Below are 13,051 nucleotides of genomic sequence, written 5' to 3' on the forward strand. Positions count from 1 at the left end.
CCAATCCGCTAAATATTTGATAGTTTGAAGATTAAGTGTAACTCAGGGAAAGGAAGTTGTCTTTGTCGCTTACCTAAATTTCAGATAGAAAAAAGGCCAGCAATGCTGGCCTTGATATTCCATGACAATACTATTAACAGCCATTCGCACCAGTAGTGACAACATCAACAAATGCAGGTGTTGTGGCATTGGCAGCTTCAACATAAATGACAAAACAGCCATTGTTATTAGCAGGTGTAGTTGCATCGTATACAAAACCATTGTTCGCTTGTAGTGGGTCAGTCCCCGCAAATGAATAAGCGACAGCGTCTGGAACAACACCAGTTTCGGTCACATTCACTACAACCCAATCGGTACCAGGTAAACCAACTACAGCAGTTTCAATGCCACGAGGTAATACGCCGATTGCCGTAGCTGTCGGATAACCAAAATTGATCGCAATGTTATCTGTAGTTTGCGGCGTTGTTCCCGCATCACCTGTTTTAATTTGAGCTTCACGGCCATCTACTGCTGCACGGCCGTAAACGATACCCGTCGCACCCGCCATTGCCCCACGCAAACCTTGCATCGACGATGTACGAGCATCGCCTTGTAAGTTTAAGAAACGAGGTGCTGCAGTAACTGCAAGAATACCTAGAATAACAATTACCACCACTAGTTCGATTAGGGTGAAACCGCTTTGTTTTTTCATAGTCTTTTCTCTCTATGTATATTTAAACGCAGGTTTACTGCAGTGTTACGGTCACACGACCAGTTCTAATCTCGTAAACGAATTGATGCTGAGTACCGCCTTCCAGTTGAATGTAAGTGCAGTAGTCATTGCTATTATCCGCTTGCGCTGAATATTTGTAATTCGAACCATTAGCCACATTGGTTAATGTTCCAACCTTAGGAGGGTTCTGAAGTAGATTTTCCATTAAATCGACACACGAAGCATCAGTCACATCATTAGACGGAGCTGAAGCTGAATTTGTGTTTATAGACCATGGGTAGCCGTCTCTAAAATTAGTACTTCCATTGCTACTTGTTGACCTAGTTAGCCAAAAATCAACACCATCGTAATTTACAGTATTGTATGTTTCAACACCAATTCTTTCTGATGGCCGAGCTTCTGCTTCCCATTGCGCTCTTGCTGAAAGTACTCCTGTCGCAAAACCACCCGCGACACCTTCAATACTGGCTTTCTTGGCTTCGTCTGTCACATCCAAGAAACGGGGTAAAGCTGCAACAGCTAATAAACCCACAACAACAATCACTATGACTAACTCGACTAGGGAGAAACCCTTTTGATTTTTAAGCACTTTCTACCTACTCATCTAATTGCTAATGCGCATTATACATTTGACCATGCATAAAACCATAAAAACAGCGCCAATACGTTCACAAGGCCAATATATTGACTTTGACACTAAATCTTTCTTTTTTGAGTAATATATCTATCTGATACTTATCACTATAATGATAACGGCAATGAAAATGAATGTTATCACTTTTGTCTTCAATGTTTGGAGAGCTGAGACCTAAAATACGCCCCTTAGGATATAATTGCTCCAACCAATAACCGCAATTTCGAGCCGAGTCTTGAATTGGCATAACCCACCCCGTTCTGCTGTAAGTCTTTGGCGGTTTCGCATCATTCTTTTGCTCCACACCAGATAACAAATACTGCTGTTTGAACAAATTCGCTTGCTCAAGAATTCGCTTGCTCGCAACGATTAATGCCGTGTTCGTTGCTTCTTCTTCTACTGTTTTCCATACAGAAAGCAATCCCATAACGAGAAAAAGAATAACCGCAACCCAAATAACAAAACGTGAGCGCTGTAGGTTATTCAGCATCCCCTAACCTTTGATTGCATCCAGCATTCCCCACATTGGCAAGAAAATACCCAGAGCTAAAACCAGCACCATTCCCGCAACGATCGTCAACAGAATAGGTTCAATTCTAGCGGTTAACGTTTTTAGATCGTAATCAACCTCTCGGTCGTAAAAATCCGCAACTTCAAGCAGCAACTCATCAATACGACCCGTTTCTTCACCCACAGAAATCATTTGTATCACGAGTGGTGTGAAAATCTCGCTGTTAATCGCGGTAGAAGAAACGGTACTTCCCGCTTCTATTGCCGATTTCATACCTTGAACACGAAGTTCTAAAAAACGATTGTCCAAAGCTTCAGCCGATAGCGATAACGATTGGTTAAGCGGTACACCTGCTTTTAGCATCAAAGCAAAAGTACGTGAGAAGCGCGACAATAGAGCTCGATTGACCACCCCACCAATCACTGGCATTTTTAAGCGCAGCCGATCCCACTTTTCCCACCCTTTATCTGTCTTAACCCATGCTTTAAAAGCAAAAACAAGACCAAAGATTAATCCAAGCATTAACCCCCAGTAATTAACAAAGAACTCAGACATCCCCATTAAAATACGAGTTGGAAGTGGTAAGTCGACCCCAAAACGCGCGAACATACTCGAAAACTGAGGAATCACGAATATATTCAAGACAAACATAGCGATTGTAATAAAAGTAATCACGAACGTTGGGTAACGCATTGCCGTTTTGATTCGCTTTCGAGTTTCAACCTCTTGTTCGTAGTATCCAGCCAGTTGTAACAATGCCTGATCTAAACGACCTGTATTCTCACCAACACTGATCATCGATACAAACAATGAACTAAATACCTTAGGGTGCATTTGCATCGATGCCGCTAATCCACGACCATTTGTAAGTTCAGCGACCACTTCTTCAAGTGCTACTTTCAGTTGCTTATTTTCACAATGTTGAGTTAACCCTTTCATCGATCTTAATAGCGGAACACCCGCCTTAGTTAAACTATACAACTGTCGGCAAAACAGAACCAACACCTCTAAAGGCACATTCGGGGAGAACAGACTGGATACATCCATATCCAGGATTGAACCGCCACTTTTTCCAAGTTTAATCGAAGTTGGAATGATCCCTTTACTCATCAAACTGTCAGCAGCAAGATCTTCGGTATTTGCATCCAACTGGCCTGTCACTTGACTGCCATCAGAACTGCGACCTACATAACGATAAGTTGGCATATCACTCTACCCCTACAGATAAATTGGATCAGTGGCACCAGAAGCATCGCCTTCGCCAAGGTTCATTACCTCATCAAAGCTCACAACCCCCTGTATGGCCAATTCCATCGCAGAAGCTAACAGCGGTTTGTAATTTTCAGACTGCCTTGCCGTTTGAGCAAAACCAACTGCATCATTGGCTCTAAGCGCATCCATCATAGGCTGATCGAGCTCCAACATTTCAAACACACCAATACGACCACTGTAGCCTGTCAAATTACAATTTTGACAACCACGCCCTTTCATAAATGGCGTACCTCGCTGGTTTGGGAAACGAACACTCAACCATTGCTTACGCGCTTCATCCAGCTCATCATCAACCTTGCAATCAGTACATACCTTACGAACTAACCGCTGTGCGACCACGGCTCGAACAGCACTTGCTACCAGATAACCCGGAGCCCCCATGTCCATCATACGCAGTGCACTGTCTACTGCATCGTTGGTATGCAGAGTACTTAACACTAAGTGACCAGTAAGTGCCGCTCTCAAACCAATTTCAACGGTTTCGTGATCTCGCATCTCACCAATAAGAATGATATCCGGATCCTGACGTAGGAAGGTTCTCAAAATCGTTGAGAAATTGAGGTTAATCTTAGGGTTTACCTGAACCTGATTCACACGAGGAAGACGGTATTCTACAGGGTCTTCAGCGGTAATGATCTTTTTACCCGGTTCGTTTAATTCACTTAACGCACCGTATAGAGTCGTTGTTTTACCTGAGCCCGTAGGCCCGGTTACGAGAATCATGCCATGTGGGCGGCGTAATTGATGACGAAGACGAACGAGCAAATCACTCGGAATGCCTGACAACTCCAATTTACGTAGGCCAGCCGATTGATTAAGCAAACGCATAACCACTGACTCACCGTGCTGTACTGGCATAGTCGACATACGAATATCGACCGATTGACCTTTAACGCGAATATTAAAGCGACCATCTTGAGGCAGTCGTTTCTCTGAAATGTCGAGGTTAGCCATCAGCTTCAAACGCAAAACCAGTGCAGAAGCAATATTCACTTCATTCAACAACGTTTCATGCAGGACACCATCAATACGCTGACGTAAACGTAATACGTTTGAATCTGGTTCAATATGAATATCAGACGCACCAACTTGAATAGCATCTTCAAACAGCGAGTTTACTAGCTTAACGACCGTAACTTCGTCGCTGTCTTCTTCAGCGATATCAAAGTCAAAGGCTTCATTAACTTTATGCTCAGCATGAAGCTGCTCAGCAAATGAGGCAATCTCTTTGGTTCTTCGGTAATAACGGTCGAAACCATCAACCAATTGTCTCTCTTGTGCGACGACAAATTCGAGTGCGTAGTCGCCTAGTTGGCTAAGCAATGATTCTTGGGCAAACAGATCGGCAGGATCACTCATTGCAACACGCAATGTGTCACCTTGACGCCCAATGACCAAAGCACGAAGACGGCGAGCATGAACCTCAGGTAAAAGCTGCACAGCTTCGACGTCAACATTAGCTCGGCTAATATCAATAAGAGGAATAGCAAGCTGTTGCGACAAGAAACTGAGCATTTGCTGCTCTGATAAAAAGCCAAGCTCGATCAGTGCATCACCAAGCTTACGGCCTGTCCTTTTTTGAGCAGCCAGAGCTTGTTCAACTTGATCTTCAGTAATGATGCCCTCTTCTACGAGCAAATCACCGAGCCTTTTTCTTAATCTAATTTGCATCGCTACTCTCCTCTAAAGCATTGATTATCTTTAAGCGATCACGAACAAAGCCTTGCGACTGAGATGAGATCCCAACTCTAACCAATGCTCCTTGATATGATTGCTTTGCAGCCATGAAATCAAGCTGACGTTCTTGCTGAATCGCTAAACCTAACCACCAGCGAGCATTATCTGAATCGACCTCAGTCAATTTTTGGTAGCTCTCTAGCGCAATATCTTCTTGCTGAGACTTTTGACTTAATGCAGCACGCATTGCTAAGTAGTCTTGAGTTGGACTAGGCGGTAAGTGTATTAATGGGCTCAAAGCAGCTTCCGCTTGATTGGCTTTCACAAGTAGCTTCGATAAACCTAGGCGCAGTTTTTCACTGTTGATATTGAGTTTGATACCCGACTGAAATAACTCATACGCTTTGCGAGTATCACCTTTACCAAAATAGAGAATTGCTAGTTTCTGACGGACATCTTCATTTCTTGGATCATAACGGAGCGCTTCGTTATAACCTTTCAACGCTCCAGAAAGATCGTTGGCATCAAGAGCCTTCTTAGCTCGGCCTTGAGCATTAATAGAAAGTTGTTCAGGCGTTAGTTCCACCTGCTCAATCAACATTCCATTGCTTTCTGAATCGCCAGACGTTTCAGGTTGATTTGATACTGGTGTGGGATCTTTTTTAGCCACGCTAGCAACAAGCATTGGCTTTGCTATTTTTTCTTTAGGTATACTTTGAGCTTTAGGTGCGCTTTGAGATTTAGGTATAGCTTGAGATTCAGGGTTTACTTTAGGCTTTGTAACTGACTGAGTTGATACAGCAATGACTGAATCCGATTTAGATTGAGTACTTTTTAGTATTGCCGTGTTGTGAGCCGAAAGGTTCGCTGAATCTAGCGTCACTAACTTCTTAGTCGGCGAGGATACAGGTTGAGTAATGGCCGCTTCAGGACTACCCTCTGAATTGCCTTCTGAAGTATCAATAACGGAAACTTGTATATCTCGAGTTGATATTGAGTTATCGACAGCAGGGCCTTGTGATATAGCCCAGCCCCCCATGGCCAAGCTAAGGGTAAAACCTGCGACCACCCAAACCAATGGAGAGCGTGTTTTTACTTTAGGTACCACCGCAGCTTCAATCGATGCTGTTGACTCTTTTTTTGCCAATTCAGACAAGGCGTTATTAATGACGCTCATAATTAGTTCCAACCCCACAGCATTGGCGTTTTAAATTTAGGTTTACACACATCGTATGTTTCATGCATTGCAGCAAAGAGATGTTGGTTTTCTATATTTTTCTTATCTTCACTAAAAGCAAGCAACAAAGCTTTATGACACAACTGGTTAATCAACCTTGGGATCCCCAAAGAAGAGCGCCAGATCGCTTTTTTATGGCTCAGGCTAAAGGGAGCATATTTGCCACCAGATTTAGCGATCCGGTTATCAATGTAAGCTACCGTTTCATCGAGAGTCAGTGGCCTCAGTGTCGAACTAAATGTGATTCTTTGACGAAATTGCCTTAAATGATAAGCCTCTAATCGAACATCCAATTCCGGCTGCCCTAATAGAACAATTTGCAGCAGCTTTTTATCTTCAGTTTCTAAGTTACCAAACAACCTTAAGGTCTCTAGAGCTTCATCTGACAACGCCTGAGCCTCATCAAGAATCGCAACCACTCGTAAGCCTGAGTTGTGCAATTCAATAAGTTTATGTTGAATGTTATCCACTAAGGTGGCTTCATTATCGGTAATCAAACCAAGCTCTTTAGCCACGGCTTGTCGTAAGTCAGCCCCAGATAGCACTGGGTTAGGCAGGTAAATTAAAGCAGTACAATCATTGAGATGATTGACCAACATTCGGCACACCATGGTTTTGCCTGTGCCGACCTCCCCTGTAACCTTAACTACCCCCTCGCCCATTTCTAACGCCGAAATGACCGTTTGAATTGCCTCAAAATGAGGTGCTAAACCATAAAAAAAATCGGTATTCGGCGTTAACGTAAATGGTAACTGTTCAAAATCAAAATGAACTTGATACATAAGACGACCTAGCTTAGTAATTCACTACCAATCTGCATTGATAAAGTGAGTGGTTACTATTCATCAGGGAACCATTCTTGTAAAAGATCTCGAGAACGCTCCATTTCTGATTGCCAAGTATTTACACCTACAACCGTTGGCTTTAATAGAATAACGAGTTCAGTTTTTTGAGTAAGTTGACTGGTATTACGGAACAAATGACCGAGTGCAGGGATATCACCAAGAAATGGAACTTTTGAAGTCATGTCACTGGTGTTTGATTTCATCAATCCGCCAATAACAACCACATCACCATCTTGCGCTCGAATCACGGAGTCAGACTCACGAATAGAGCTTTTAGCCAGCGGCAGCGTCACAACACCAGTTGTTGAGCCAAGATTAAGCTCTTTCACTTCCTCTTCCACCTCAATCACTGCGGGGTGAACATGTAGGAACACATTTCCTTTATCATCGATCTGCGGCGTCACATCCAAAGAAATACCGGAGAAGAACGGGGTTAGCTCAACTTCAGGGGCAACATTCGCGTTATCACCACTACCGACCGAACTTGATAAATTCGTCACGAAATATTTATCTATACCCACTTTTATAACCGCTTTCTGGTTATTAGCTGCTGTCACTCTTGGGCTAGATAACACATTCAAGTCACCCTGCGTATCCATGAAACTCAAGACGGCTTCAAAACTACCTCCAGAAACAACGAGGTTAGATTGACCACCTAAAGCGGTACCGATTGGGTCCATGCCTGGTAGTTTGCCTGGGATGATCGTACCAGCTGCATTTTTAACGATAGAACCCATACCTAGCGTGTAGTTAGTACCGTTCGACGAAAACATCTTGGTCCAGTTAATGCCTTGTTGATAGCCGTCACTAAGTGTCACTTCCATAATTTTGGCTTCCAAGATAACTTGGCGCTGCAGACGTTTCTGAGAAATCCCAAGGAACTCACGAACCTCTCGGATTTCATCGGGGTAAGCACGTACCGTAATCACACTCGCTTGTGGCGTAACCACAACGCTTTGCCCATCACCAGAACCAATTAAGTGAGCGACTGCCGCTTCAAGCTGCGGCCAAAAATCACTTTCAGATATCGTTTCAATCTCCGTACCACCGTTAGATGTGGAGCTAGACGAATTGGAGTTCGAGTTTGATGAGTTTGAATTCGAGTTAGACGAATTAGAATTCGAGTTAGATGAGTTCGAGTTAGAGTCTGAAGTGGAAATTGTTCCAGTAGTAATCGTCGTTAAAGAACGACCAGAACGCTTTACTTGCAAGTAATCCACTGGAATCGTGACTGTGCGCAAACCGGCCGGATAAATTTGAATCACTTTGCCACGTTTTTCAATATCGTAACCATACATATCCTGAGCAACAGCCAGAACTTCATCTAAGGTCACGTCTGTTAGATTTAGAGTAAGTTTTCCAGCAACGCTTGGATGAATCGCGGCACTGTACTCTGTACCTTTCACTAGGCTTGCAAAAAAGGTTCTCGCTTCAACGCCTTTTGCTTGAATACGAAAGCGCTTGACGGTTTCCACATTCGGAGACATAGAGTCCGAACTTAGCTGAGGCATAAGGTCATCTTGTACCGACGAAGGTAAGTTATGAAGTGCTTTGCTATTCGCTTCATTAATAGATTCGTTTAAAGACTCTTTTATCTCAACAGGGTCTCTATGCCCCATCGAACAGCCGACTAAAGATGACACTAGAATTGCTACTACAAGTTTACGCATGTCTTCACTCTAACCTTAATTATTCTTAACATCTAAAGAGAACATCTCTAATTTCCACTGCTTAGAGCTTCTCTGCAGAGTGACGTACTCTGGATCAATGTTCTTAACTCGGTACCCTCTGATCGTTTCTCCTTGTTCGAGAATCTGACCATTCATAATCGCATAACAAGGTGTATCGCCCTTGCAAACAATGCTCTCTAGAGACGGTAAACGATATTGAACTGGCGCCTTTTTAGCTGATGCTGATTTCTGCAGGGGCGAAAGCCAACCTAATGGCGCAGTTGGGTCTTGTTCTGCCCATACCACTGAACTACCAAACAGCAAAGATAACACTAGAGTTCTAACCACCGATAAACTCCTGTCTGGTACCTAGGGTGTAAACCTCGAACACAAGTCGAGCTTTGGGATATTCTTCTACTGAATACTCAAACGTGCGCCAATAATAGCTCACAGGAAGTGACTCAAGTGCTTGAAGATAAATTGAAATATCGAAGTAGCTACCCGTCAACTCCATTCTAACAGGATGGAGAAAGTACTTTGAATTGTCACTGTTCTCTTGATTGTCCGAAATAGCTTCTGGTTGTAACGATTCTAAAGACTCAAGCTTCAGTCCATTACCTGCATTAAGAACGCTCTCTAATAACTGCGCCATTTGAGAAGGCGTAACCAACCTATCAACGATTTCAGCGAGCTCAAATGATAGCTCTTGGCTCTCAACCAATAGTTTTTTTAACTCAAGATCAATTTCTTTATCTGGGTCTTTGTTCAACTTGGCTTGTAGAACAAGTAATTCACCTTGTTGTTTCTGATTTGACTGCGTAAGGCTCATCGACTTCACATTCTTTTCTTGTAAATCAAGATATGCAGGTTCAATCAATAAGGTAAATACAAGCATGGATAAGCCCACTAGACCACACACGAAAAGTAGCCATTTCTCTCTCAGGCTTAATGCAAGGAACTTATCGCTAAGCTGGTTCCACAGTTGCATTATTCACTCTCCCTATGAGTACTTAACTCAAACGTCACCACATCTTGCTCATTACGACCTATCTTTATCTTTTCAAAGGTGCGCCCGACTAAATTAAGTTCATTTTTAAACTGACCAATCCAGTTTGGAACAACATTAGCGTCACGAGCCAAACCGCGAAGCTCTAGGGTCTCGTGAGTCATGTAGATATGCGAAAGCGAAATATCATTTCGCCCTAATTTAGCGAAGGAATTCATAACACCAGAATACCCGACTTGCTGGGATTCATCGTATTGACCGACCGCCTTCAAAGCCTCTTTATTCGCTTGTATCTCACTAGTGAGACGAGCAACCGCAGCTACTTTCACTGGAGACGGTTTATGTTGAACCAACTTACTATTTAATTGGTTAACTTCTTGGTTAAGCTGATTCAAGTCATATTGTAAAGCTGCTAGCTCTTCATCCAAACTCGATGCTTGATACTGCATTACACAATAACTGCCAAGCAACAAGGTACACACAAGCCCCCAAACCATAACCACATTCACTAGAGTGAAATACTCTTTTTTAGGCTTAAGGTGCTCTGGGTAGAGATTAACGTTAAAAACATTCTTTTCAGCCGCGAGCGTAACTAACCATTTCTCTGAATTTTCGCGCTCACCTTCAACAAGTAAAGAAACGGTCGAACTCAATGTGCTATTTAACACGCTCTGCAATTCAGCTTCATCTTCCTCATCACAGCATATTTTTAACTGATGAAGTTGGGTGCCTTTAATTTGAGAAGAAAGGTAATCAATCGACCTTTGGAGCTCTAAAGCTAGACCATCCAACTGCAATGCACTTGATGCGGTACCAGTTAAGGGGGGGACAACACTGCGGATTGTTCTTTGGAAGCAAACCGTGTTTTCAACAAATGCACCAAGCTTAAAATGTGAGTTAGGGCTGCGTTGTAAAAGAATGAAATTAGAGAGCTCACCAGCACTGTAGCCCCAAACTTCATCTTCGGGAGCAATACCTTTAAGATCAACTTGTGCTGAATTAGTAATACTTACAAGCTTGTCCAATAGCTTTTTAGGCAAAACATACACTTGTAGCTTATTCGAGGTCGGTAGCGCTACCGCACTCGCTGTAATATCAGTCACCCTTTCAGAGATCAGATCTTTCAATAGAAAAGGCAATGCCACCGACCATTCACTCTGTGGAATGTCCGGTTTATCAATTTGATAGGTTTGGTAGTAGTTCGCACATACAATTAGCTGAAGGCTATCACTAGTAAGCGACTCACTGCTCAACAATTTTTTCAGCGCACTTTCCCAGTCACCGTTAACCACAGGGAAACTGGTGACTTGAGGTTCTGACTCAGCCGATGAAATATAAACGGTATCATTGCCCAAAAGGACAATTTGAGAACTACCGTTATTATTCGTTGGCTTTATTTTGTCTAAAATCGCTTTAAAATTCATGCTTAACTATTACTCTTACGCCATCGATTTCTTCGACCGATTTTTACAACGGATTCAGCTTTCACTGTCTTCTCCCCTTGAGTAGGCAAGGGAATTATTTGTTGTTCTTCGTCGAAATATCTCCCTTGATAACCGTTAATGCCTAACTCTATCAAGGTATTCTTTTCTTGCTTTGTCTCAACTCCGACCGCGATCACTTCAGTTGGAGAATCACCGCATGCTCCAATCAGACTTCGAACAAACAGTTGGTTTTCATGCCGTTTATCGATTTTCTTTACCAAACTTCGATGAAGCTTAATATAGTCAACCTTCAAATCCTTTATATAATGAGTGCTAACAATGGTTCGCCCAGCTTGGCCAACCACCACTTTACACCCTAACCCTCGTAACACCTTCGCCACTGGTCGCATATAATCAAGGTGAGTAATTAGATGGCCTTCTGAAAACTCAAAAGCAAGCTGAGAACGATGCTGAGCAGAGAGCTGTAACAACTCACTTCTGAACCATTTAAAATGTGATTTATTTGCAAACGGAGTGACACTCAAGTTCACCGAATAATTGACAGGCTGTGTTGATACTTTCAGCGACTTAAACAAAACCGTCAAAACCGATTGATCCATTTGAGCTTGATAACCGACTTGTTCTACCGCAGACATAAAACGAGAAGATTTCAATAGACCTTTGTCTGGATCTTGAATTCTAATAAATATTTCTTTATGCAATTCATTAACTTGACCGGAATCCGGCATAAGATAACACCGCTGAGCAAAGATTACTAAATTTTCAGGTAGTAGGGCTTTATCAAGTAATGTTCTCCAGCGAACACTGCCTCTGTCTATCTCACTTTTATTTTCTTTTGGGTAACGGCTCCAGTTATTAATGCGCTCTAACTGAGCGCTCTTTAACGCTGTTTCCGTTTCATCCATGATTTGGCTATGGCGTTCACCTTCGACATACATTGTCACGCCAATATGGCACCAGTTATCTGACTCCAAAGGCTCCGGCGGAGTCAATTTATCTAATTGCCTTAAACATTGAGCAGCCAACGTCGCAATATCCTTTGTTCCTTGATGCGGAATAAACACGGCAAAGTCTGCTTCGTAATAGCGAGAAAAAATGACATCGGGATAACGCTGAACAATATTCGACAATACTTCACCAACTTCAATAATAAATCCGTCGGTGAGCTGCTTGTCATTGGCATCTCGAACTTGTTCCCACTCGTCGATACGTATCAGTAAAACGCCTCCACGAGCGCCACTTTCATGCAGTACAGATTCAAGTTTGTTATCAAATAGTACTCGGTTGGCTGTACCAGTGAGCTTATCTAGAAAAGTATGGGTGCGGATAAAAGTATCAAAGCGACTTCGCTCTTGGCGTGCATCTTTCAACTCTTCAATCAGTACATCAAGCGCTTCACTTGCCGTATATGGCCATTCTCGCTCGTCCCCTTTTGAATGAGCCTCTACCTGCCCAGCAAGGATCATTCTCCCTCGCTCTTCCAAAATCTCTGAGCCCATTAACTGTTCTTTTAACCAACGAACACCACGGGCCAAACAAAAAAGGATCAATGCCACCGCCAAAGTAATCGACCACATAGCTTCAATCGAGTAGTTGTAACCAATATAAGGGGGGAGTGCTTTAAATTCGATTTGATAGCCTTCATTTCGATCTAAAATGAAGCTTCTTTCATAGAGACGGTTTGGATCAATTTGTGGGGAGGTATCTTTAAATCGGTAAACGATACCGGTTTTGTTTGAAAGCTTCATCTCAACGATATTGCTTGCCTGCAACATCTTCGGCATCCAACGTTGCATTGAATACGCAGCATCTGGATCTTCCATCTCTTTATCTACGACGTCAACAATGCCAACCAAATAATGATCTAAATATTCCTGTCCTATACGCTTAAAGGAGAGTGTGCCACCAATAAAAAGGATGAACATCGCACTGATCACTATCACGGTGACAAATGCGACCAATCGAGTGCTCAATTTTAGTGTCGGGGTATATCTCATGAATAACGAAATCCTTTTCAACTCACATTATACCGTATTGCTACT

Annotated in this window: 12 protein-coding genes; all 12 read right to left on the reverse strand. The window is 42.8% G+C overall.

The genetic code is table 11. The features are described from left to right. Window positions 1-133 precede the first annotated feature (133 nt). The 12 genes from ACED42_RS03645 to csrD all read right to left on the reverse strand — a co-directional run bounded on the left by ACED42_RS03645 (window position 134) and on the right by csrD (window position 13,006). A complete protein-coding gene (locus ACED42_RS03645; RefSeq protein WP_017098889.1) occupies window positions 134-691 on the reverse strand; it encodes a type II secretion system protein in 558 nt (185 codons plus the stop codon). A 34-nt stretch (window positions 692-725) separates the two neighbouring features. Then, the gene (locus ACED42_RS03650; protein ID WP_009847857.1) at window positions 726-1,301 is read right to left on the reverse strand and encodes a prepilin-type N-terminal cleavage/methylation domain-containing protein; all 576 of its coding nucleotides are present in this window, start codon (window positions 1,299-1,301) and stop codon (window positions 726-728) included. Window positions 1,302-1,380: 79 nt separating this feature from the next. Beyond that, window positions 1,381-1,836: a hypothetical protein gene (locus tag ACED42_RS03655; protein WP_017101377.1), complete on the reverse strand. Its 456-nt coding sequence runs from the start codon at window positions 1,834-1,836 to the stop codon at window positions 1,381-1,383. 3 nt (window positions 1,837-1,839) lie between these two features. Further along, a complete protein-coding gene (locus ACED42_RS03660) occupies window positions 1,840-3,063 on the reverse strand; it encodes a type II secretion system F family protein (protein WP_017102915.1) in 1,224 nt (407 codons plus the stop codon). A gap of 12 nt (window positions 3,064-3,075) precedes the next feature. Next, window positions 3,076-4,800 carry a GspE/PulE family protein gene (locus ACED42_RS03665; protein ID WP_017098885.1) on the reverse strand — a complete coding sequence of 575 codons (1,725 nt, stop codon included), beginning with the start codon at window positions 4,798-4,800 and terminating at the stop codon, window positions 3,076-3,078. Continuing rightward, a complete protein-coding gene (locus ACED42_RS03670; protein WP_032499325.1) occupies window positions 4,790-5,983 on the reverse strand; it encodes a lipopolysaccharide assembly protein LapB in 1,194 nt (397 codons plus the stop codon). Before ACED42_RS03670 ends, ACED42_RS03665 begins: the two co-directional genes overlap by 11 nt. A 2-nt stretch (window positions 5,984-5,985) precedes the next feature. After that, entirely contained in the window at window positions 5,986-6,825 is an 840-nt protein-coding gene (locus ACED42_RS03675; protein ID WP_017101381.1) for an ExeA family protein, read from the reverse strand. A 56-nt stretch (window positions 6,826-6,881) separates the two neighbouring features. Then, window positions 6,882-8,558, reverse strand: coding sequence for a pilus (MSHA type) biogenesis protein MshL (gene mshL / locus ACED42_RS03680; RefSeq protein WP_135384581.1), 1,677 nt, complete (start codon window positions 8,556-8,558; stop codon window positions 6,882-6,884). Between the two features lie 15 nt (window positions 8,559-8,573). Next, window positions 8,574-8,906 (reverse strand): hypothetical protein, encoded by a 333-nt coding sequence (locus ACED42_RS03685; protein ID WP_012603133.1) that lies wholly within the window; start codon window positions 8,904-8,906, stop codon window positions 8,574-8,576. Beyond that, entirely contained in the window at window positions 8,899-9,546 is a 648-nt protein-coding gene (gene pilO, locus ACED42_RS03690; protein WP_009847865.1) for a type 4a pilus biogenesis protein PilO, read from the reverse strand. The genes ACED42_RS03685 and pilO overlap by 8 nt, the downstream gene beginning before the upstream one ends. Next, the gene (locus tag ACED42_RS03695; RefSeq protein ID WP_017101384.1) at window positions 9,546-10,988 is read right to left on the reverse strand and encodes an MSHA biogenesis protein MshI; all 1,443 of its coding nucleotides are present in this window, start codon (window positions 10,986-10,988) and stop codon (window positions 9,546-9,548) included. Before ACED42_RS03695 ends, pilO begins: the two co-directional genes overlap by 1 nt. A 2-nt stretch (window positions 10,989-10,990) precedes the next feature. Beyond that, window positions 10,991-13,006 carry an RNase E specificity factor CsrD gene (gene csrD / locus ACED42_RS03700; RefSeq protein WP_017101385.1) on the reverse strand — a complete coding sequence of 672 codons (2,016 nt, stop codon included), beginning with the start codon at window positions 13,004-13,006 and terminating at the stop codon, window positions 10,991-10,993. Window positions 13,007-13,051 lie beyond the last annotated feature (45 nt).

Source organism: Vibrio sp. FF145 (assembly GCF_041439075.1).
Taxonomy (GTDB): Bacteria; Pseudomonadota; Gammaproteobacteria; order Enterobacterales; family Vibrionaceae; genus Vibrio; species Vibrio tasmaniensis_A.

What these genes read in the sequence shown, in the direction of transcription:
- ACED42_RS03645 (WP_017098889.1), bottom strand. Translation starts at nt 691, where the DNA reads ATGAAAAAACAAAGCGGTTTCACCCTAATCGAACTAGTGGTGGTAATT.
- ACED42_RS03655 (WP_017101377.1), bottom strand. Translation starts at nt 1,836, where the DNA reads ATGCTGAATAACCTACAGCGCTCACGTTTTGTTATTTGGGTTGCGGTT.
- ACED42_RS03660 (WP_017102915.1), bottom strand. Translation starts at nt 3,063, where the DNA reads ATGCCAACTTATCGTTATGTAGGTCGCAGTTCTGATGGCAGTCAAGTG.
- ACED42_RS03665 (WP_017098885.1), bottom strand. Translation starts at nt 4,800, where the DNA reads ATGCAAATTAGATTAAGAAAAAGGCTCGGTGATTTGCTCGTAGAAGAG.
- ACED42_RS03670 (WP_032499325.1), bottom strand. Translation starts at nt 5,983, where the DNA reads ATGAGCGTCATTAATAACGCCTTGTCTGAATTGGCAAAAAAAGAGTCA.
- ACED42_RS03675 (WP_017101381.1), bottom strand. Translation starts at nt 6,825, where the DNA reads ATGTATCAAGTTCATTTTGATTTTGAACAGTTACCATTTACGTTAACG.
- mshL (WP_135384581.1), bottom strand. Translation starts at nt 8,558, where the DNA reads ATGCGTAAACTTGTAGTAGCAATTCTAGTGTCATCTTTAGTCGGCTGT.
- pilO (WP_009847865.1), bottom strand. Translation starts at nt 9,546, where the DNA reads ATGCAACTGTGGAACCAGCTTAGCGATAAGTTCCTTGCATTAAGCCTG.
- ACED42_RS03695 (WP_017101384.1), bottom strand. Translation starts at nt 10,988, where the DNA reads ATGAATTTTAAAGCGATTTTAGACAAAATAAAGCCAACGAATAATAAC.
- csrD (WP_017101385.1), bottom strand. Translation starts at nt 13,006, where the DNA reads ATGAGATATACCCCGACACTAAAATTGAGCACTCGATTGGTCGCATTT.